The organism is Mucilaginibacter sp. cycad4, from assembly GCF_034263275.1.
In the GTDB taxonomy this organism is placed as follows: Bacteria; Bacteroidota; Bacteroidia; order Sphingobacteriales; family Sphingobacteriaceae; genus Mucilaginibacter.
Genome location: NZ_CP139559.1, coordinates 2,757,943 through 2,780,111, shown reverse-complemented (window position 1 = coordinate 2,780,111; position 22,169 = coordinate 2,757,943). Strand labels below are relative to the sequence as shown.

At 40.5% G+C, this 22,169-nt stretch carries 21 protein-coding genes; 13 read left to right on the top strand and 8 right to left on the bottom strand.

Annotated elements, in window-relative coordinates; translation table 11 throughout:
* Positions 1-6: 6 nt before the first annotated feature.
* On the top strand, positions 7-369 hold the full coding sequence (locus tag SNE26_RS11075; RefSeq protein ID WP_321559421.1) for a DUF5071 domain-containing protein: 363 nt from the start codon (positions 7-9) through the stop codon (positions 367-369).
* 194 nt (positions 370-563) lie between these two features.
* Here the strand turns inward: SNE26_RS11075 and SNE26_RS11070 are convergent, their stop codons facing one another.
* The 3 genes from SNE26_RS11070 to purB all read right to left on the bottom strand — a co-directional run bounded on the left by SNE26_RS11070 (position 564) and on the right by purB (position 3,768).
* The gene (locus tag SNE26_RS11070) at positions 564-1,484 is read right to left on the bottom strand and encodes a hypothetical protein (RefSeq protein WP_321559420.1); all 921 of its coding nucleotides are present in this window, start codon (positions 1,482-1,484) and stop codon (positions 564-566) included.
* A gap of 275 nt (positions 1,485-1,759) precedes the next feature.
* On the bottom strand, positions 1,760-2,311 hold the full coding sequence (locus tag SNE26_RS11065; RefSeq protein ID WP_321559419.1) for a NifU family protein: 552 nt from the start codon (positions 2,309-2,311) through the stop codon (positions 1,760-1,762).
* Between the two features lie 113 nt (positions 2,312-2,424).
* Positions 2,425-3,768, bottom strand: a complete 1,344-nt coding sequence (gene purB, locus SNE26_RS11060; protein ID WP_321560030.1) for an adenylosuccinate lyase — start codon at positions 3,766-3,768, stop codon at positions 2,425-2,427.
* Positions 3,769-3,974: 206 nt separating this feature from the next.
* On the opposite strand from purB, the gene SNE26_RS11055 reads away from it, so the two are divergent.
* The 5 genes from SNE26_RS11055 (at position 3,975) to SNE26_RS11035 (ending at position 11,240) form a co-directional block, all read left to right on the top strand.
* Positions 3,975-4,586, top strand: a complete 612-nt coding sequence (locus SNE26_RS11055; RefSeq protein ID WP_321559418.1) for a TetR/AcrR family transcriptional regulator — start codon at positions 3,975-3,977, stop codon at positions 4,584-4,586.
* An 83-nt stretch (positions 4,587-4,669) separates the two neighbouring features.
* Complete coding sequence (locus SNE26_RS11050; protein ID WP_321559417.1) at positions 4,670-6,022, top strand: TolC family protein; 1,353 nt, start codon at positions 4,670-4,672, stop codon at positions 6,020-6,022.
* 36 nt (positions 6,023-6,058) lie between these two features.
* Positions 6,059-7,162 carry an efflux RND transporter periplasmic adaptor subunit gene (locus tag SNE26_RS11045; protein WP_321559416.1) on the top strand — a complete coding sequence of 368 codons (1,104 nt, stop codon included), beginning with the start codon at positions 6,059-6,061 and terminating at the stop codon, positions 7,160-7,162.
* Positions 7,163-7,187: 25 nt separating this feature from the next.
* The gene (locus tag SNE26_RS11040; RefSeq protein WP_321559415.1) at positions 7,188-10,610 is read left to right on the top strand and encodes an efflux RND transporter permease subunit; all 3,423 of its coding nucleotides are present in this window, start codon (positions 7,188-7,190) and stop codon (positions 10,608-10,610) included.
* A 126-nt stretch (positions 10,611-10,736) separates the two neighbouring features.
* Positions 10,737-11,240: a DUF4126 family protein gene (locus SNE26_RS11035; RefSeq protein WP_321559414.1), complete on the top strand. Its 504-nt coding sequence runs from the start codon at positions 10,737-10,739 to the stop codon at positions 11,238-11,240.
* Here SNE26_RS11035 and SNE26_RS11030 read toward each other — a convergent pair.
* Entirely contained in the window at positions 11,219-12,346 is a 1,128-nt protein-coding gene (locus SNE26_RS11030; RefSeq protein ID WP_321559413.1) for a mechanosensitive ion channel domain-containing protein, read from the bottom strand. The two genes, SNE26_RS11035 and SNE26_RS11030, sit on opposite strands and share 22 nt — an antisense overlap.
* Before the next feature lie 178 nt (positions 12,347-12,524).
* Between SNE26_RS11030 and SNE26_RS11025 the strand changes: the two genes are divergently transcribed.
* Complete coding sequence (locus SNE26_RS11025; RefSeq protein ID WP_321559412.1) at positions 12,525-13,142, top strand: TetR/AcrR family transcriptional regulator; 618 nt, start codon at positions 12,525-12,527, stop codon at positions 13,140-13,142.
* 221 nt (positions 13,143-13,363) lie between these two features.
* Here the strand turns inward: SNE26_RS11025 and SNE26_RS11020 are convergent, their stop codons facing one another.
* From SNE26_RS11020 to SNE26_RS11010, 3 genes are all read right to left on the bottom strand, one after another.
* Positions 13,364-13,777: an OsmC family protein gene (locus tag SNE26_RS11020; RefSeq protein ID WP_321559411.1), complete on the bottom strand. Its 414-nt coding sequence runs from the start codon at positions 13,775-13,777 to the stop codon at positions 13,364-13,366.
* Positions 13,778-13,906: 129 nt separating this feature from the next.
* A complete protein-coding gene (locus tag SNE26_RS11015) occupies positions 13,907-14,326 on the bottom strand; it encodes a hypothetical protein (protein ID WP_321559410.1) in 420 nt (139 codons plus the stop codon).
* A 72-nt stretch (positions 14,327-14,398) separates the two neighbouring features.
* On the bottom strand, positions 14,399-15,646 hold the full coding sequence (locus SNE26_RS11010) for a nucleoside recognition domain-containing protein (RefSeq protein ID WP_321559409.1): 1,248 nt from the start codon (positions 15,644-15,646) through the stop codon (positions 14,399-14,401).
* A gap of 84 nt (positions 15,647-15,730) precedes the next feature.
* Here SNE26_RS11010 and SNE26_RS11005 point away from each other — a divergent pair, with 84 nt between their 5' ends.
* The 6 genes from SNE26_RS11005 (at position 15,731) to SNE26_RS10980 (ending at position 21,240) form a co-directional block, all read left to right on the top strand.
* Positions 15,731-16,165, top strand: coding sequence for a DinB family protein (locus tag SNE26_RS11005; protein ID WP_321559408.1), 435 nt, complete (start codon positions 15,731-15,733; stop codon positions 16,163-16,165).
* Complete coding sequence (locus SNE26_RS11000) at positions 16,165-16,581, top strand: DUF3052 family protein (RefSeq protein ID WP_321559407.1); 417 nt, start codon at positions 16,165-16,167, stop codon at positions 16,579-16,581. Before SNE26_RS11005 ends, SNE26_RS11000 begins: the two co-directional genes overlap by 1 nt.
* A 92-nt stretch (positions 16,582-16,673) precedes the next feature.
* Positions 16,674-17,102, top strand: coding sequence for an OsmC family protein (locus SNE26_RS10995; protein ID WP_321559406.1), 429 nt, complete (start codon positions 16,674-16,676; stop codon positions 17,100-17,102).
* 28 nt (positions 17,103-17,130) lie between these two features.
* Positions 17,131-17,970 carry a maleylpyruvate isomerase N-terminal domain-containing protein gene (locus SNE26_RS10990; protein WP_321559405.1) on the top strand — a complete coding sequence of 280 codons (840 nt, stop codon included), beginning with the start codon at positions 17,131-17,133 and terminating at the stop codon, positions 17,968-17,970.
* Positions 17,971-18,276: 306 nt separating this feature from the next.
* On the top strand, positions 18,277-19,653 hold the full coding sequence (locus SNE26_RS10985) for an OmpA family protein (protein ID WP_321559404.1): 1,377 nt from the start codon (positions 18,277-18,279) through the stop codon (positions 19,651-19,653).
* Positions 19,654-20,472: 819 nt separating this feature from the next.
* Positions 20,473-21,240 carry a hypothetical protein gene (locus tag SNE26_RS10980; protein WP_321559403.1) on the top strand — a complete coding sequence of 256 codons (768 nt, stop codon included), beginning with the start codon at positions 20,473-20,475 and terminating at the stop codon, positions 21,238-21,240.
* 65 nt (positions 21,241-21,305) lie between these two features.
* On the opposite strand, the gene SNE26_RS10975 is transcribed toward SNE26_RS10980, so the two are convergent.
* Positions 21,306-22,169, bottom strand: coding sequence for an alpha/beta hydrolase-fold protein (locus SNE26_RS10975; RefSeq protein WP_321559402.1), 864 nt, complete (start codon positions 22,167-22,169; stop codon positions 21,306-21,308).

Genomic DNA, 22,169 nt, shown 5'->3' with positions numbered 1-22,169 from the left:
GACCTAGTGCCAAAACATAAGGATGATCAGAGAGTAATCGCCGGGCTTAAAAAACTTTCCTTTGAGCAGCTGGAGCCTATTATTCCTGATTTATTAGAATGGCTTCAGGATATGAACTGGCCCATCGCGAGGCCTGTTGCAGATATTCTCAAGCCATTTGCCGACAGATTGGTTCCCTATATAATCAGGATCTTAAAGACGGACGACGGGGAATGGAAAGCCTGGATATTGGGGACTTTCGCAAGAAATACCGAAAATTCGCTTTTATTGAGTGAGCTTAAACGGATAGCAAAGTTTCCATCGAGAGATGAGATCGATTGTGAAGTTAATCTTGATGCAATTTCCATTTTAAATGAAGATTATAAGTGAGTAGAGCAATTAGTTACAAAAAATCTCATTCTGACACGAGTACGAAAGGTTGCGTTGAGATGTGGGCTACTAGTGAGTTTTCGATATATGAAAATAGAATATTAAAGTTCACGAGCATACACACTTAATCGACGCAGCATACGCGCCAGTTGAGGGATGTTGCAGATGATACAGAAGTATTTTAAATAATACAACTACTTGGCGTATCCTAAAAGCAATCCTTTATAAATTTGCAATTGCCTCTTAAGCGCATCTTGCTGATCTTTTGGTAATATTATCTGATCCTGGCCATTTTTGCCCATAAAATGGATAGCGACCTTGTCAGCTGTTGCGAGTTTTAGCAACATTAAAACATCGATGCCATAAATCATCTCATGGCTGTAGTCGTTAGTTAAATGTTGCAACGTATCAGCGGAAAAGTTGGGCTGATATTGGAGATGCTCATCGTTTATGATAAAGGTTAAACCCTGTAACTCTAATGGATTTTTACTTAGATGTTGGCTGCCAAAATAAATCGAATACCCGGCATCGCTATAATATATATCGATATACAAACCACTAATCGGCTTGCCGAAAATTGATTTATTATCAATTACGTTAGTTTCCTGAATGCCAGATGATAATCCACTAACGTCTGCATTTTTATACAATTTATTGAAAAGTGTTTGATCTATATCGAGTGTAGATAATTTTTCAAGACTACTTTGTTCCATATCTGTCAACTTGGTGGGCTGAGTCCGACCAAAGCGCATCACGGTATCAATGGTAAGAGTATTGCTACGGGGGGCCTGGTCTTGGCCCATCTTTTTGACTATCGCTATTGTTATTATAATGATGACTGAAGCTATTATAATGATATTAGCTCCAAGACTCCTATTCTGCCTATCCGGAACATAATTATCTGACTGGAATGCTTCACTGGCTTTGCCATTTTCCGCACTTTCTGGTTCACGTTGTGTATCTTCTGTTGCGGTTTCTGTAGAAGATAAAGTATTATTAGTCTGCAGTTTTTGGTGATAAACTGTTCCACAGTATGCGCAGTTAATTATTTGATCTGTACTTGCCGTTAATACTGCGCCACAGTTAGTACAGTTTAGTAATCTTTCGATTTCCATAGTTTAGATAAATCAGTTGCTCTTTAATTGAAAGGAGTGCTTAGGTGCCCGTGGTGTTGAGCGCATTCCACTGTTATCATTCTTATAACCAGGGAAGGTGTGTTTTTAGTCAATTGTGACATTATTTAAGGATTTGGGTAGCTAAAGTATAAAACTTATTGAGGAAAAATAATCATAATCTGAAGTAAAAGGTATAGGTAAAAAACAAAAGCCTCTTATTGCGCAATAAGAGGCTTTTGGGTAAGCAATGGGGCTCGAACCCCAAATCTTCAATATTATAACGCTTCAGATACCACTTCGGTAACTTCGGGTACCATACGCTTAAGCAGGTTTTCGATGCCGGCTTTAAGGGTTACAGTTGATGAAGGACAACCGCTGCATGAACCACGAAGTTCAACGGTTACCACGCCTTCGTTAAATGAGCGATAAGAGATAGCGCCGCCATCCTGCTCAACAGCCGGGCGAACGTAATCATGCAGGATCTGCTGAATTTTAACCTCAGTTTCTGTACCTTCAAAGTTTCCGGCTTCTGCTTCTTCCTCTAACTGGATCTTCAATTCTGATTCGATTGCACCTTTAACAAACTCTTTCATTATCGGCTCAACATCTGCCCAGTCACTGCCTTCAGTTTTGGTAATGGTAACAAAATTACTGGCAAAGAAAACGCCGTTTACAAATGAAAACTTATAAAGCTCCTTTGCAAAGGGTGATTTTTCGGCACTTTCCTTAGTAGGGAAGTCAACACTGCCATTAATCAGCAGTTTGTTAACTATGAATTTCATAGTTGCCGGGTTAGGCGTTAATTCGGTATATACGTTGATGTTCATCGTTTCGTGTTTTAAAATCTTAATTAACAAATTTAGTGACCTTTTTTATTAAAAACTACCACTTACTTTGTTATGACATGCGGATGATTTTGTTATATCTGCAGATCAGCAAATCAAATCCCGGTATAATTCAGCGGCGTGATCTTTTTGATCTCGTCTTTAATAACGTCACTTACATTTAACGTATCAACAAACTCCGCTATTGTGTTGGCATTGATCTGTTGATTGGTACGGGTAAGATCTTTAAGCGCCTCGTATGGATTAGGGTAACCTTCGCGCCTTAATATGGTTTGAATAGCTTCGGCAACAACAGGCCAGTTAGCTTCCAGGTCGGCATTGATGGCGTCAGTATTCAATAAAAGCTTGTTCAAGCCCCTAACGGTTGATTTAATAGCGATAAGCGTATGCGCAAAAGGTACGCCGATGTTCCTTAATACTGTAGAATCGGTTAAATCGCGCTGTAACCTTGATATTGGCAGTTTAGCGGCAAGGTGCTCAAATAAAGCATTGGCAATACCTAAGTTACCTTCTGAATTTTCAAAATCGATAGGGTTAACTTTATGCGGCATAGCTGATGAGCCAATTTCACCTGCTTTGATCTTTTGCTTGAAGTAATTCATCGAGATGTAGGTCCACATATCGCGGTCAAGATCAATAAGGATATTGTTGATGCGTTTTAAGGCATCACATTGCGCGGCAAAGTTGTCGTAATGCTCAATTTGGGTGGTAAACTGTGAGCGTTTTAACCCCAATATCTCATTCACAAAATGATTGCCAAATGCTTTCCAGTCTTTATCAGGGTAGGCGATAAAGTGAGCGTTAAAATTACCGGTAGCACCGCCAAATTTGGCAGAATGCGGGATCGGTTTTAATAATTCAAGCTGGCTTTCCAAACGCTCAACAAAAACAAGGATCTCTTTGCCTAAACGCGTTGGTGAAGCCGGCTGACCATGGGTGTGTGCCAACAACGGAACGTTCTCCCAATCGGCAGCAAAAGCTTTTAAAATATTAACCAGCTCAATGATAGCTGGGTAGTAGCTGTTGTTTAAAGCAAGTTTAAAGGTGTATGGGATAGCGGTATTATTGATATCCTGCGAGGTAAGTCCAAAATGGATAAACTCTTTATATGGCTCAAGCCCTAATTTATCAAACTCTTTTTTAATGAAATATTCAACTGCTTTAACATCGTGATTTGTCGTTTTTTCAATCACTTTGATACTTTCAGCGTCATCTTCCGAAAAATTCCTGTAAATGTCGCGTAACTTTTCTGATATATTTTTATCAAACTGTTGTAACTGAGGTAGTGGGTATTCAACCAGTGCAATAAAATATTCGATCTCAACAAATACGCGGTACTTAATAAGTGCATATTCTGAAAAGTATCCGGCAAGTTCGGCAGAGGTGTTTCTATAACGGCCGTCAATAGGCGAGATCGCAGAAAGTGAAGTAAGCGTCATATTAAAAAGAGTGGGTAATAATTTTTGCAAAGGTAATGATTTTTGATGTGCCGCAGGCAGATTAAAAGCTTTGCAAATAAACCGCCAGATAACAAGCAAAAATTAAATGGATTTTAAAAATGAACAAGTATTTGTAATGGAAAAGTAAAAATGAATGGAAACTTTTTATTCAAAAAATGTTTCCTTAGTTTTGACCCGGAAAGTCAATGAGTCAAACAGAAAGAATTATAAAGGGAGCCGAAGACCTGTTTTTAACAGCAGGGATCAAAAGTATCACCATGGATGATATAGCCAGGCACCTTGGCATGTCAAAAAAAACGATCTATCAGTTTTTCAGGGACAAAAACGAATTAGTTGTTGCTCTTACAAAAAAGAAACTGAAGGAAGATGAGGATCAAATGAATGATATCATCAGTAAATCGGCAAATGTAATTGAAGAGATGATCAACATGACCAAATGCTCGGAGGAGATCTTTTCAAGGATCAACCCGATTGTCATTCACGACCTGCAAAAATATCATGCTGAAGCCTGGGACGACTTTCAAAAATTCAAGGCTGAAGTGTTGATCCAAAAAATGGAAGAACTTTTAATTAAAGGAATGGGGCAGGGTTACATCCGTAAGGATATTGACGTAAAGATAATGGCACGGATGCGGGTTAACCAGGTGGAGTTGGGTTTTAACACTTCGATATTCCCGGTAATTGAGTTTAGTCCATGGAAGGTACAAGTTCAGTTTTTAGATCATTTTAATTATGGCATTTGTACACTTGAGGGTTACAAGCTGCTTAACGAGTATAAGAATATTAATAATGAATAACATGCTGACACACAGTTGTCATTAACTGCATGAAATTTGTATCAGTTTAAATGAAGTCAAATCACTCAACCACAACATATATAATGAAATATCTATTTTACACGGCAACTGTGTTTTGCGCCATCGCCTTTAAAGGCTATGCGCAGGAAGCAGCGCCAAGCACACAAACGTACAATTTTACGGTTCAGGATTGTGTTAATTATGCGTATGAGCATCAGGATTCTGTAGTTAACGCCAAGCTTGATATCAAAAGCGCCGAATATAAAGTTAGAGAGACCACCGGTATCGGTTTGCCCCAGGTAAGCGGAACCGCGTCGTTCCAGGATTACCTGAAGATCCCTACAACTTTATTGCCAGGAGAAATTTTTGGACAACCCGCCGGTACTTTTATCCCTGTTCAGTTTGGTGTCAAATACCAATCGAGCGTTGGCGTTAATGCCGATCAGATCTTGTTTGACGGTAGCTATCTTGTTGGCTTAAAAGCATCAAAGACGTATAAAGAACTTTCAATAAGAAATCATATTCGTTCAAAAATTGAGGCCAACGTTAATGTTACCAAAGCTTATTACCAGGTTTTGGTAAGTAATGAGCAGTTAAGGTTATTAAATGCAAATATTGCCCAGCTAAAACAGCAGATGGACGAAACTATACAGCAAAACAAACAAGGCGTTGTAGAAAAAATTGATGTAGACCGGATCTCTGTTCAATATAATAATTTAGTTACCAGCCGTGAAAATACCATCCGTTTGTTAGCCTTAAATTATCAGGTACTTAAGTTTCAGATGGGTATGCCTATTGAATATGCGCTTAGCCTGAAAGATAAGCTTGAAGATATCAGGCTGGATGATAATACCGCCGAGCTCGCGACCGATACCTCCTTTTATCATAACCGTATCGAGTATAATTTAGCTGAAACAGCTGTAGACCTTAAGCAACTGGATTTGAAGCGTCAAAGATCGCTTTCACTTCCATCGCTTAAAGCTAACGCGGCTTATACCTCATCATACCAGAACAATAATTTTAGTAATCTTTATAAAATGAGTTTCCCGTCAAGTTATGTTGGGTTAACTTTAAACGTACCAATATTTAGCGGTCTTCAGCGTACCAATCAAATAAAACAATACAAAATTGCTGTAGTGAAATCGCAGAATGATCTGGAAAATGCAAAAAACGGGTTAAAGCTCCAGGCTAACCAGGCTCATATCACTTATGTAAACGGTTTGCAATCGCTTAATAATCAAAAGCGCAACCAGACCCTTGCACAGGAAGTGCTACGCGTATCGAAGGTGAAATATCAGCAGGGGGTGGGTTCAAGTATTGAGGTTACCCAGGCACAAACAGGCCTTGAAGATGCAGACAACAAATATATACAAGGCCTTTATGATGCGCTGGTTAGTAAAGTTGACCTTGATAAAGCTTACGGACGAATTAAATAATAACAACAACGCTAAACTCACTATATAACAATGAAAATGAAAAAATTTATATACATACCATTCCTGGTTTTACTGGCTGCATGCTCAAGTAAACCCAAAGATAAAAAGGCCGAACTGGCCGATCTAAAAAAACAGCAATCGGATATTAACTCAAAAATTGAGAAGCTGCAGGCGGAGATAGGTACTACCGACTCGGCCAAAAGTACTGATGTAAGTGTTACTGAAGTTAAAACCGGTAGCTTTACCAATTATGTACAAATACAAGGTAAGATAGATGCGCAGGATAACGTTACGGCCTACCCGCAGGCACAGGCAATTATTACAGCTATTTATGTAAAACCCGGCCAGCACGTGAGTAAAGGCCAGGTTTTAGCGCAACTGGACAACAGCGTTATGCAGCAAAACATTGCGCAAAGCGAAGCCCAGGTAAGTTTAAATCAACAATTGTTTGATCGTCAGAAAAATCTGTGGGATCAGAAAATAGGAACCGAAGTGCAATACCTTCAGGCGCAAACCACTTTACAAAGCAGTCAGAAAGCCCTGGCTTCCTTAAAAAAGCAATCAGCTTTATATCGTATCATATCGCCTATAAATGGCGTTGTAGATCAAATGGACCTGAAGCTGGGACAAGGCGCCATGCCCGGTCAAACAGGGATCCGTATTGTGAATGCCGACGTTTTAAAAGTTAAGGCTGATGTTCCTGAATCATATGCAAGCAGTGTAAATACAGGTAACAATGTTAAAATATTAATTCCGGATGCTAAGGACTCATTGGTTACTAAGGTCACTTTTGCCGCCAAAGCTATCGACGCAACATCGCGCAGTTTTGGTGTAGAGATAAAATTACCTCAGCGTAGCACGCTTCGTCCTAATATGACCGCTATTTTAAAAATAGCCGATTATTCTAAAACAAATACCATAGCAGTGCCGGTTAAAGCTATACAGAAATCAGAGAACGGCGACCATGTTTTTGTTAATCAAAATGGTATAGCAAAACAGGTAAATGTTAAATCGGGCGTTACCTACGGCGGGCAAACAGAAATATTATCGGGCTTGAAAGCCGGCGACCAACTGGTTGTTGAAGGTGCAACTGAAATAGAAGACGGCGATAAGATCAAAGTTGTTCAGTCAGCCAATTAGTTATTAATCAATTGATCTGTTCATTATGAAAGATGTAAAAAAAGAATTTGGCCCTTCAAGTTGGGCCATTGATAACAAAACGGCTATTTATGTGCTCATGTTCCTGATTACGGCACTTGGCCTTATCAGTTATAACCGCCTGCCTAAGGAAAATTTCCCGGATATAGCGCAATCAAAGGTGTTTATAACCACAACCTACGCGGGGCAGTCACCTCAAAACATTGAGAACCTTGTAACGCGCCAGATAGAAAAACAGCTTAAATCATTAAAGGGGCTTAAAAAAGTTACTTCAAATTCGGTGCAAAACGTATCTATCATCACTGCCGAATTTCAGGCTGATGTTAAGATCAAGGATGCTAAAATTGATGTAAAGGACGCTGTCGATAAAGCTAAGCAGGATTTACCGCAAAATGACGACAACCTTAAGGAACCGGTGATCTCTGATATTAATGTTGCCGACTTGCCTATTTTATATATCAATATTTCAGGTAATTATGATCTTAAAAGACTTAAAGAGTATGCTGATATTTTAAAGGACGAAATAGAAAGTTACAAGGAAATATCAAAAGTTGACGAGGTAGGTGCTTTAACTCCCGAGATACAGGTGAACGTTGATCTTAATAAGATGGCGGCTACCCAAATAAGTTTTGGTGATATTATTAAAGCCATAGGGGATGAGAATATTCTTTCATCGGCAGGCACGGTTAAAACTGATGGAATACGCCGTAGTATCGATATTAAGCAGGATTTTAAAAATGCAGATGAGGTAGCAGCTATGGCAATCCGTAACCCCAAAGGGCAAACGATTTATTTGAGGGACATAGCCGAGATTAAAGACTCATTTTTAGAACAGGAAAGTTACGCAAGGTTAAAAACCAATGATAACCCTAATTTCAAAAACGTAATCACACTGAACGTAAGTAAGAGAGCGGGCGAAAATCTGATCGAAGCTTCTGATAAAATCAATGAGTTAATCAAATTAAAACAGAAAACGGTTTTTCCAAAGGGTTTGGATGTTGTTGTAACCGGAGATCAGTCGGACAAAACACGCACCACACTAAATGACCTAATCAATACCATCGTTATTGGTTTTTTATTGGTTACTGTTATCCTAATGTTTTTCATGGGGACTACGAATGCTATTTTTGTGGCACTGTCAGTGCCATTGTCGTGTTTTATCGCATTCCTTGTAATGCCGGCAATTGGCTTCACATTAAATATGATCGTGTTATTCTCGTTCCTGCTGGCATTGGGTATTGTGGTGGATGATGCCATTGTGGTTATAGAAAATACGCACCGTATTTTTGCTAACGGAAAGGTACCTATTAAAGAAGCTGCAAAAATGGCCGCAGGCGAGGTGTTCTTACCTGTATTTTCAGGTACCATGACCACTTTGGCCCCGTTTATACCATTGGCGTTCTGGAATAGTTTGATTGGGCATTTTATGTTCTTCCTGCCCATAACGCTAATCATTACTTTGCTGGCCTCGTTGGTGGTAGCCTATATCTTTAACCCTGTATTTGCGGTTGATTTTATGAAACCTCATCATGATGGCGAGCACGATAACCCTAAGTTTGACAGGCCGACAAAAAGGGCCATGATATTTTTAGCAATCGCTGCAGTTATCGGTTACCTCATGAACGTTGGAGTTGGTAACCTGATTGTGCTCATTATGGTGTTATACCTAATCAACCACTTCTTCCTATTGCGGGTTATTGACAGGTTTCAGAAAAATGCCTGGCCTAAATTTCAAAACTGGTATGCCAAATGGCTTGAGCGTGCTGTACGCAGGCCGGTTACGGTTTTGGTGGGAACCATTGGCTTGTTCGTGTTTGCTATTTTCCTGATGGCGGTGCGTGGTAAAACGCCTGAATTTTTCCCATCAGGTGACCCTAACTTTGCTTACGTTTATATAACGCTGCCAATTGGTACCGACCAGGCTTATACTAACGAAGTTACACGGCAGATAGAAAAACGTGTTGCGCAGGTTGTTGAACCGGATAAGGATATTGTGTCTTCGGTAATCTCAAACGTAACTAAAGGTGTAACCGACCCTACCGACGAAGATCAGGGTGATTATCAAAATAAGGGTAAGGTTACTGTTGCCTTTGTCGAGTTTGGCAAACGTAACGGGAAAGATACCAAAAAGGTATTGGCCAATATCCGTGCCGCAGTCCAGGGGGTTCCGGGCGCGAAAATTGCTGTGGCGCAAGAAAATAGCGGCCCTCCGGTACAAAAGGATATTAGTATAGAAATAGCTGGTGATAACCTTGACACGCTTGTTGCTACAGGAAACCGGTTGAAAAATTATCTGGCTAAGCAAAATATTGCCGGTATCGAAAACCTAATTGCCGACGTGCAAAGTGATAAACCTGAAATTGTTTTTGATGTTGATCGTGAAAGAGCGAATCGTGAGGGCATAAGCTCATCTCAGGTAAATCAAACATTAGGTGCAGCCATATTTGGCGCAAAAGCTGCTGATTTCAGAAATACCAGGGAAGACGATTATCAAATCAAAGTGCGTGCGTTAGAAAATCAGCGCAGCGATGTTGACGCGCTGCGAAACATAAAGATCACCTACCGCGATATGGCGATGAATGGAACAATACGCCAGGTGCCGATATCAGCTTTCACCGACGTACACTATACCACTACTTACAGCAATATCAAACGTAAGCAGCAGCGCAGGGTATTAACCCTTGGTTCAAACGTTATTAAGCCTAATAACCCCAATGAAGTTAATGCCAACATTTTAAAAGCGATAAATAACTTCAAAAAACCGGATAATGTGATCATACGCCAGGGTGGTGGCCAGGAAGATCAAATGGAAGCGATGACTTTCCTGCTTTCTGCGCTTGGTGTGTCATTCGGGCTTATTCTCGTTATCTTGATGATCCAGTTTAACTCTATTGGTAAAACGCTTATTATTATCAGCGAGATCCTCTTTAGTATTATTGGTGTGTTGTTGGGTGTTAGCGTATTTGGCATGACCATGTCTATCGTAATGACCGGTATTGGTATCATCGCACTCGCCGGTGTGGTTGTTCGTAATGGGATTTTACTGGTTGAATTTACCGATATGCTGCTTGAGCAGGGTGTTAGTATCCATGATGCCGTGGTTGAAGCCGGTCATACCCGTATGACACCGGTACTGTTAACAGCAACCGCCGCTATTTTAGGTTTGATACCGCTGGCCGTTGGTTTCAATATTGATTTTGTGGGCTTGTTTACCCATTTCCAGCCGCATATCCACTTTGGTGGTGATAACGTTGCATTCTGGGGCCCGCTGGCCTGGACAATGATCTTCGGTTTAGGTTTCGCTACAATTATTACTTTGATCCTTGTACCATGTTTATACCTGATCCGTTATAACCTGAAAGCAAGGTTGTTTGGCAAAAAATCAGTTGAAGCTAAGCATGCTGAGGTGTTTGAAACAGAAGCAGTTTAAAACAAAGAACCATTAGTAACAAAACAGCCGCTGTCGAAAGATTGCGGCTGTTTGTTTTTGTGATAGTTTTTTAAATAAAACATAATAATGTATTTATGGTTCTTTATGCAAACATTTATCACAGTCATGAAACTTAAAATATCAAAACCGCTTTGGCCGGTATTAGGCCTTGGTACGTTAGCCGGTATGCGTACCTTATCTGCCCCTGTTGTAACTACGCATGCATTAAGTCATCATCCATCAAAGCAACTGGGAAAATCATCGTTAAGGTTTATGCAATCAACAACCGTGGCTGCTGTTTTAAAGGTCTTATCAGTTACTGAAGTTATTGCGGATAAATTACCCTCCACTCCAAATCGTATAGAGCCCGCCGGGGTAGCGGCAAGGTGTTTATCAGGCGCTTTGGCCGGTGCGAGTATCTATAAAGCAGTTGGCGGCAAAGCATTAACCGGAGCATTGATAGGAGGGGCAGCGGCAATAGCAGCAACCTACGGAAGTTATTTTTTACGAAAAAATACAGTTAAGGCAAATCATATTGCCGACCCGATAATTGGCGCAATTGAAGATGCTTTGGTAATAGGATCGGGCTTTGGCTTAAGCAAACTGACTTATGCCCCGGTTGCAGGCTGAACATATTTTTCAAGCTCACCCAGGTTGTTGATCTCATTACGTGAGCGGGGCAGGCTGCCGGGGTAATTCTTTTGAATAAAGGTTACCAGGTTTTCGCGAATATAGCAACGGAGGTCAAAGGCATCTGAGGAGGTACGTGAGCTCATTAACACCCTGATCTCGATAGTATGTTCTTTAACGTCGGTTACCTGCACTACTTTAACCCGCTTATCCCACAAGTTTGATTTAGCTATCAGGCGTTCAAATTCTTCGCGTATGGCATCAATAGGGGCGGTATGGTCCAGATATAAAAATACAGTGCCCAGGATATCAGCCGATGTCCGTGTCCAGTTCTGAAAGGGCTTTTGAATAAAATAATTGATGGGGAGTATCAGCCTCCGTTCGTCCCAGATCTTTAAAACCACATAAGTAAGAGTGATCTCTTCCACGCGGCCCCATTCGCCTTCAATAACCAAAACATCATCAATACGGATCGGTTGCGTAAAAGCTATCTGGAAGCCGGCCAGCAAATTACCTAATGAGCTTTGCGCTGCAAAACCAACTATGATGCCGCCTATACCCACGCCGGTAAGTAAACCTGTGCCTATCTTGCGCATACTTTCGAAACTGAGCAATATAATGGCGATAGTTAAAAAGATGATGGTAACCACAATGATCTTACGAATAAACTGGATCTGGGTACGTACCTTACGCTCCTTCAGGTTATCCACTTTATTAAGGTCGTAAGTGTGATAGATATAATCTTCCAGGATCCTCACCGAACGTACGAGCAGGCCTGCGAAAGATATGGTAAGCAAAATCTCAAAAGTTTTATCAAGAGGCTTGTAATAAACCGGGTTCATCCGCATTAATGGCGATAAGATATTGAACAGGAATAGCGGAATGAAATAAGCTATAGCCGGCCCAAGGTTAACCAGTATCGATCTTAAGATTGAGTAGGATGCATCTGCTTTTTTTGCATAAAATTTAAATAACCGGGTTATTATGAATTTTATAATCAGGCCAACAAGTACGGCTACCGTCGCGATGATCAGGTTCCAGGCAAATGATGGTATGCGCTGTGAAAATGTAAGCAGGTCGGGGGATAAGCTGTTTTCAATATTCATAGCAAGGCAAATGTTTTCTACAGTAAAATAGTTGGAATGTAAAATTGTTTTAGCAAATGCTGCCGTACTGGGTGTTGTGATACATGTTTAATGAATTTTTGATAGTTTTGTTAAAAAAGTCAGGAAATCGATTGTGTTGACTTTTTGTTTACCTGTTTAAATAAAACTTAACGAGCACATGGCAGCAGTGAATGACCAGCAGGATATTAAAAGAGAGAAAATTTTAGAGGCCTCGCACCAGCGCTTTTTACATTACGGTTATTCAAAAACTACCATGAACGAAATAGCCGGCGACCTCTCCATGTCAAAGGCCTTGCTTTATTATTATTTCCCGGATAAAAGTCAGTTATACATTGCTGTAATGCGCAAGCTTGCCACTGATTATCTTAAAACACTTGAAAACAGGTTAAATACATTTACCAATTTAAAAGAAGCTTTTACCTTCCAGGTAAACACCCATCACGAATTTATAGTAAACAATTATAACTTTTTTGATTTTTTCAGGCTTAACGAGCAAAACCTCCCCGAAACCATCTGGCAAATAGTTGGTGAAGTACACAGTGCCGAACTAAACCTGTTGAGCAATGCTATTAAATCGGAAGTTGAAAAAGGGGCTATTAAGCCCGTAGAAAATCCTGAAGAAGTTGTTGATGTATTGATGGATGCCTTGCATGGCATAAGGGTTGGAGCGATATCTCAAAAGAAAACCAACTTTCCCCGCAAAGAGCATCTGGAAGAGATTCACCATAAAAAACTACTCCTGCTTGATATTTTTATCAAAGGATTGATGTACTAAAGTCATCTTAAGGTATAAATACCCCATACTGTCAGTTAGCCGTCAAATGAATTGGCTATTGAATACTGTGGCTGTTATTTATGGGTACATTTGTACTTACAAATAATTTAATAGCCAGGTAATTACCTCCCTGTTCAAGTTATTTATAAAATACTTCTTTTTTAAGAGGTGATTGTTTTAGAGTGATTTAGCCTGCATAGCTTTTTGCCGTGCGGGCTTTTTTATGAGTTGATATTTGTATTGATAGCAATATTGCCGGTCAATATTTTATGTACCGGGCATGCATTTGCTATTTTCAATAACCGATCTCTTTGTTCATTATTTACTTCGCCTTTAAAGCTCAGTTTGGTTTCAATACGTGTAGCACTTAAAGTCTTAAACATTTCAACATCGGCTTTAATTTCTTCTATAGGCCACATTTTGCGGTTGATGTACATGCGCAGGGTGATAACAGTGCAGCTTGCAAGACTGGCCAGTAACAAGCTAAATGGGTTCATACCCGTATCGCTGCCTTCGGCTTCGAGGGGCTCATCCGTTATAAGGCCGTGCCCGCCGCTGTTAACTACTGTTTGATATTGGGTGCGCCCTATAAATGCAGTAGCAGATTCTATCAACTCAATTTCGGTTTCTTCCATAAAGCACATAAAGATGAAGTAGTGGTATTGGTAAATTTACGCATGGTCTTTAGCCTAAAGTCATAAGTTCTAAGTTACGAAAAGTGAGAACCCGATTTTTGACTTCCGACTTAATACTTCTGACTTTGTTTATTCGGATGTTTCATTAATATCAACTAGGGCCCAGTTCTTTTTCAGAAATTTGGGGCCTCCGTTATATTTCAGGATCACTTCAAAATTGGTACGGTTTGTTTCGCCCTGGCTACCTGTTGAAAGAACATACGATTTAATGATAAAAACAGAGTCGGCCTTTTTGCCAAACTGGTATCTGTCATCGGGGAAGGAGACATTTCCCGAACGTATGGTTGGCGTTACAAATTCCATCGCAATTTTATAGGCGTCATCGGCATTAGGCATTTTACTGAATGAAAGCACCTCAGCAACACCGCCGGATGTAGCAAACTTTACCATAATAAAAATAAACACTATACCAACGATGATAATGGCGTATACGCCTTTCATAGCACGCTTTTTTTTAAGCTGCTTTTCTTTAAGATAAGTTTGAGTCATTAGTTTAAAAAGGGTGCAATAAAAGTAGCAATTTAATTGATGAATAAAAGTTACCCTCTTTTTATATAGAAATTATGCCTGATGGCCAAAGAATAAATAAGCAATAAAGATAGCAGCAATAACGCCGGCCAAATCGGCTATAAGCCCGGCAGGGATAGCATAACGGGACTTTTTAATGCCCACCGAACCAAAATATAAGGCCACGATATAAAAAGTAGTATCTGCCGAGCCGTTAAAGATCCCTGCCAGCCTACCTGCAAACTTATCGACACCAAAATTTTGCATTACCGTTATCATCATGCCTTTTGAGCCCGAACCGCTTAGTGGTTTTAAGTAAGCCACAGGCATAGCGTCTACAAAGCGTGTATCTAAATTAAACTGAACGCAAACCCAGCGTAAACCTTCGTTCATATAATCCAAAGCGCCGCAATTCCTGAACACGCTGATCCCAACCAGCATGGCCACCAGGTAGGGGATTATCTTAACAGATGTTTCAAAACCTCCTTTGGCACCCTCTACAAAAACTTCAAATACATTTACCTTTTTTACAAGTCCGCCAACTATAAATATTACCGGAATAGTAAACAGCATCACATTGCTGATAACGGATGATACCGTGCTGATCTGTTCTTTGGTTAATTGGGTAGTGAAGTACCACACCACTAATGTAATGAAAGCTGTAACACCGCCAAGCCAGCCAATAACGACTCTGTCAAAAAGGTTGATCTTTTGCTTGATGGCAACTGCTATAAGCCCCACTACAGTAGCTACATATGTGGCGATAATGCAGGGTAAAAATACTTCGGCAGGATCCTTGGAGTTGAGGATAGCCCTTTGCGCTATAATGGTAACCGGCAATAACTGCAGGCCGGATGTATGCAGCACCAGGAACATGATCTGGGCGTTTGATGCTGTTTCCTTATTGGGGTTAAGCTCCTGCAGGCTACCCATCGCTTTTAAGCCGAGTGGTGTAGCTGCATTATCAAGGCCCATTAAATTGGCCGAAAAGTTCATCATCATTTGGCCTGTGGCGGGGTGGTCTTTCGGTACATCCGGGAACAAGCGGCTAAAGAATGGCCTCACTATCCTTGATAAAAAGTTAATTGCCCCTGCTTTTTCGCCTATGTTCAGAATGCCGAGCCAGAATGCCATGGAGCCAATCAGCGGCAAAGCGATATCCATCACTGATGATTTTGACGAATTAAACAATCCCTCAACTAATAATTTGAAAGCTTCTGTATCGCCAAAAAAAACTAATTTTATGAGTGAAACTACAAATGCAATTACAAAAAAAGCTATCCAGATATAGTTAAGCGCCATAGTAATGTTTAAGGCTTTGAAGTTAGTGCTTTTGCGGTTTAATATGAAATGCTGATATTTATATACTGCCCATATAACCGATAAATGAACAACGCTATCAGTAAATTAACCGAAACTATCCATGCTGTTCAGCAGCTAAAAGGCCGTGATATTGATTGGGCCTATAAAGCATCGGCAGCTAAATGGTCAAGAAAAGAGGTGATCGGCCATTTGATTGATAGCGCGCAAATTAACCTGCAACGCTTTGTACGCTGTACTTATCAAGAAAACTTCAGGCTTACCTATGAGCAGGTTGAGTGGGTTACAGCCGCCAGGTACCAGGATGCGGATGTTGAACAATTAATAGATCTTTGGGCGTTATTAAACCTGCAAATTGTACGGGTATTAACAAATTATCCGCCCAATAGGTTAGCTGCGCGTTGTGACAACAGTAAACAGGAGCCCAACCTGCAAACGGTTGAGTGGCTTGCCGCCGACTATGTTGATCACATGCTGCATCACCTAAAAGATATATTGTAATGGCGGGCTATTCAGCTACACCCCTGGCAAAAAAGCTCGGCATAAAAGCAGGGGGGAAGCTGTTGCTTGTTAATGCGCCTGATCATTACCTTGATCTGTTTACCGACATGCCTCCTGATGTTTATTTTACAGATAATATTTCATTTGAAATTGATGTGATCCATTTCTTTAGCAAAAGTGCAGATGAATACCGGGCTAAGCTGCCTGAACTGATGAAACAAATAAAACAGGATGGCATGATCTGGGTATCCTGGCCAAAAAAGGCTTCAAAAGTAGTTGCTGATATTACAGAAGATTTGATCAGGAACTTTGCTTTGCAAATTGGTTTGGTTGATATCAAGGTTTGCGCGGTTGATGAAGTGTGGTCGGGTTTAAAGCTGGTGATACCTGTTAAAAACAGGAAATATGTGGTATAGGTCATTTTTAGTTAAAACCCAGTTAAACAAACGGCACTGCGTTTCAGCATAAGCGCTTAATTGTATAACTTAGCACAATAATACCTGATAATATGGCTCAGATTGAATTAAAACGTGTACATGGCGATTTTGGCTTTGAAGCTGTTGACGCCAATGGGCACACCGTAAAAATGGACAGCAGTCCGGAAAGTGGCGGCCAGGATTTTGGGATCCGCCCAATGCAAATGCTTTTAATGGGCCTCGCCGGTTGCTCCGCAATTGACGTAATCAGTATCCTGAAAAAACAGCGCCAGGAAATAACCGACTATAAAATGGTTGTTAATGGCGAACGGGAAGCCGGTAAAGAACCCTCATTATGGGAGGATGTGGATATCGAATTTCATATTTACGGCAATGTTGATGAGGATAAAGCCGTACGTGCTGCCGAACTTTCTATCAACAAATACTGCTCAGTTGCTGCAACACTTGCAAAAGCCGGTGCCGAAATTAAGTGGAAAGTAATTGTTCACCCTGCTGAATAATATATTTATTACGCATTAAAAATATCAAATGGCGGAACAGGAAGTACCTATTAAAACAGTTCACCTGTTCCCCCTTTTGGATCGAAAGCTGATAGAACTGCTCAAGTCCTTATCGGCCGATGACTGGAACAAGCCTACATTAGCAAAACTTTGGACGGTAAAAGATATTGCCGCTCATTTGCTTGATGGTAACATACGTGTCATTTCTTCCTCTCATCAATTTGCCGGCGATCCTCCGTCCGGGCCTGTTAATAGCTATAGTGATTTAGTTGATTTTTTGAATGGATTGAACGCCGCCTGGGTAAAAGCTATGAGGCGTGTTAGCCCGCAGTTGCTTACCGACTTTTTAGAAACAACAGGCAAACAATACAGCGAAATAATGGCAAGGGCTAACCTGTTTGCCCCCGCACCGTTTTCTGTGGCCTGGGCAGGGGAGGAGCATTCTATTAACTGGTTTCACATAGCCCGCGAATACACCGAAAAGTTTCATCACCAACAACAAATCCGCGAAGCGGTTGGCAAACAAGGTATTCTAACCGCCGAATTGTTTTACCCCTGCATAGATACTTTTATGCGCGGACTGCCGCATGCGTATCGCACAGTTATGGCAGATGCGGGTGCCCTTATTGAGATTACGGTAACTGGCGAAGCCGGAGGTAACTGGTATTTGCTTAAAACAGCTGAGAGCTGGATACTCACAAAAAATGCCGGTTCTGCGCCGGATACAATAGTAGCTTTATCGCCCGATATTGCCTGGAAAGTTTTCACCAAAGGTATTAATCCGCAAACCGCATTGGAGGCTTCCAATATTAGCGGTAATATTAACCTGGGAGAAAACTTGTTTAATATGGTTGCTGTGATGGCTTAACAGCTTTTTGTTTAAATACGCTTTAACTGTACAAAACTGTATTCTTTTTAACTCATTAACTAATTTGTACAAAAAGTTAAGAATTTGATTGTGATTGCCTGTTTAAAGCAGCTTTAATCGTGACATAAAATATAAGCATTTGTCTTAGTTAGTCAGCATTTTATATCAAATTTCATATATGTTTTTTGTTTGATTGGCCCGCCTTTTGGTAAGGGGCTTTCTGGTTTGATACACATTGATGGCACCAATGTTGGATTACCCGGTGTACGTTACCTGAATGTTAAACGTATAATTAAACTTATGAATATGAAAACAAATTTAAAAAAAGCCTCATTGCTTCTTACCGGAGTCATGATTGGCAGTAAATTATTCGCTCAGTCAACAGATACCTCAGCTACAGCAAAAGATTACGTTAGGCCATTTTCGGGTGGCGGCGAATTACGTACATGGTCAATAGGTGTACATGGCGGTTTATTAACGCCCTTTACCATATTTGGACGCAATAGCAGACAGGATTTTACCAACCCCACCGAACAGTTTGGTTATGGCGGGTACATTAAAAAACAAATATTACCGTCCTTAGGCTTACAAGCCGACTTCCTTCGCGGTAAATTAACTTCATCAAACAGCCAGCCTGACGTAACAGGTACTTCTCCTTATGGTTCATACTCTACTAAACTTAACTGGTCGGCAGCTTTAAGCGCTAACATTACGCTGGCTAATATCAACTGGCGCCATGAAAAGCCGTTTGTTCAGCCTTATTTAACCGCGGGTGTTGGTAATTTGAACTATACGCCAAGGATTACACCGGTCGGCGGACAACAGGAAAACTTCAAGAAAACCGATAATGGCCATATCAATGAATTGTTTATCCCCGTTGGCTTAGGTTTGAAATTTGACCTTGCCCCAGGCATAAACCTTGATTTAGGTTACCAGGTTAACTTTGTACAGGCCGATAATCTTGACGGATACAACCATGGTGCAGGCGATGACAGGTTTTCATACGCACATATTGGTTTAGAGTTTGCCCTTGGCAGCAAGAAAAAGCACCAGATGGCAACCCATAATCCCGTATCGTCAATGCGTACAGAGTACCAATGGGAAAACCAGCGTACCCGCACCGAATTACAGCAACAGATTGACGCTGAAAAAGCTAAAAACGCGCAGCTGGCCAGCGACCTTGCGACAACCAATGCCAACCTGGCCAAATTAACCACAGATAGCGACGGTGACGGTGTTGTTGATGTGAACGATAAATGTCCTAATACTCCTGCGGGACAAAAAGTAGATGGTTCAGGCTGTCCTTTGGCAAAACCGGTAGTTTATGTTACCGAAGAAGATAAGAAAGTAGTTAAAGACGCTATCAAAAACCTTGAGTTTGATTTGGGTAAAGCCACTATCCGTGCACATTCATTGCCAAGCCTGGATAGGGTAGCCCGGTTGCTGGTTGATAAAAACTTCAGCCTTAAATTGGCCGGACATACCGATAATACAGGTTCGGATGAACTGAACATGCGTTTATCAAAAGACCGTGCCGAATCAATTAAAGCATACCTCGTAAGCAAAGGCGCAAATGCTTCGCGTATTGAAGCAACCGGCTATGGCGAAACCCAGCCAATTGCTACAAATAAAACTGCCGCCGGCCGCCAGGCTAACCGCAGGGTTGAATTTACTTTGTATTAACAAGTTGTTAAAACTTAAATAAGTATAAAGGGGGTTGATCAAATCAGCCTCCTTTTTTTGACTTATTCAGATACTCAAGCTATATATAGTCTTGGGTTGACTCTACTGACAAAAATCTTGTATAGTTAAAATAGGATTTACTCACAAATCTGTATAGCTATTTCCGGACGAGGCAAGGGGGTTAACAGGGTTAACAAAATTCAGGGTTAATATTTACATATGTGTTTAATAATCAAATAATTAAGTCATTTTTATGCAAAAAATGTGTTAACCCCCTTTGTGTATAAATATTATCGGCTAAATTTCAATTCATAGGTAACATAACACCAAGAGTTTCAATTTGATTTAGCATACAGCCTCTTTTTGCTTTCATATTTGGCAATTAAACCAGGGTAGTTTTGGGTAATCAGGGTTTTGATCACTTTCGCCAATATCATCATTCTGCTTAATTTCCTGCAGCGGGAAAGAGCAGCGGTTGTGACACTAAGGAATCGTCGGCAGTAATCAGGTGTTCAGTATCAGTATTCATTTTTGTTGCAAATAGGCATGTCTTTATTTACCCGCGACATCAAAAAGCACCCTTATTTAATATCAGTGTCAATTAAAACAAAGTTATTTAAAAGATTAATTAACATAACCGTTTATTGCAGTAGGTAGTAAATAATATTGGCTTTTAGTTAAAGGTTAAAGTTTATATCCTTCCGGTAATTCATGGACATATTAAACTGACTTTTTCATGACCTTTTTAATTACAAATTAAGAAACAGCTCCTGTTATTACTTGTTCAAATCATACATCTCATCATTATATCAATTAGCTATGAAAGCAATCTTAGTAGTTCACAATCTGAAAAAGGAAAGCAATTATGCACTTACTTACGCCGGTAATTTAGGCGGTAAATTAAAAACCAAAGTAATTGTTATGAACACGGTACCCGAGCCAATGAGTGTTCAGCTATTTGATGCTACCACGCAGGATATATTTGATAATGAGGATTTCAGTTTTAAAGATCAAAATAAAAGCACCGAAAATATAGTTTTCCTTAATTATCTGGATACTTTGGGAATGTCGCTCCACGCAATTACGGCTAAATATGATATAGGTTTAATAATTAAAGGTGTTAGCGGAACCGCAAAAGAAATCAATGAACAACTTGTGCCCGTTTTAAATCATTCGTGCTGCCCCTTACTGGCCGTTCCGGAAGGTGCGTCATTCAATATCACCAATATGGGGTACCTTGCCGATCTTCGGTATGCCCGAAAGGATATTGTAAGTTTTTTAAGTAAAATGAGCGAAGCCTTGGATGTAAAAGCATCGCTTTTTAATATAACTGAATCGGGATTACCCCATATGCATAATGATTATGCTGATGCTGTGTTCAGGCAATTGTTCTCGGGTTCAAGGCTGAACCTGGTGAATATTAAGGAGCGGGATATTATGAAAACCGTTGACGTACTGGCCAATGTTATGCGGGTTGATTTTTTTGTATTGAGCAACCGCAGCTCACAATTAAACGGCCTGTGGGATTGGGAAAATATGGAGAATGAAGAACATGCCCACCTCCCGGCGCTTATCTTTCCATGCTAAAAATAGTACAATATAAAGGAAAGATGCTGTGATCGATCTTCCCTTTATATATTCAATTTGGTCTTTTATAAAACATAAACACCATTTGTTTTCAGTACTTTACTGAAAAACAACAAATGGCCCGGCAAGACGTTTTGCCAAAACTCCCAGGTATGGCCTCCCGGCTGTTCGGTATAGTCATGTGGGGTGTGGTTATAAACCAATCTGCGGTGTAATTCGCGGTTGGGCTCAAGCAAAAAGTCGTCAACGCCTATATTAATAACCAACGGCAGCCCGTTTTTCCTGATCTGATCGGCCATGTTTACAACTGAATATTGCAGGTAAGTATCCGGCGTCATAGGCCCCCAAATTTTATCAAGCATTTTGGTAAGCATCTCAAACCTGTCGGGAGGAAGTTTCCAGGTGGTCATGTTTGGGTCGAGGGCCCCGCTCATGCTCCCTGCTGCAGCAAAAAGTTCCGGATGCCTGGTTGAAAGATACAATGATCCAAATCCTCCCATGGATAAACCAGTGATAAGCCTGCCTTTTTTATCATTGACAGTGCGGTATTTGCTATCGATAAAAGGAATCACTTCCTTAATAATATAAGTTTCAAACTTGCTGTTAGGATCAATCGGACTATCAACATAGTAACTAAAGATTTCACCTTCTGGCATCACAATAATGATGTTGTATTGGTCAGCAAGGTCTTTTACCAGTGATTTATCCGGCGTTTTTTGCAGCCAGTCATCAAAATGACCATAGCCTCCATGCAGCAGGTATAACACCGGAAAATTGGCTTTGCTTTTTGCATATGCTTTAGGGAATGCAATGGCTGCTTTATAAGTTTTGTTCATTGCCACGCTTGGGATCTGCACCGTATCAACTTTAGCTGCAAAAACGCAGGCACTGCAAAACAGCAGGGTAAATACTAAAACTACTCTTCTCAT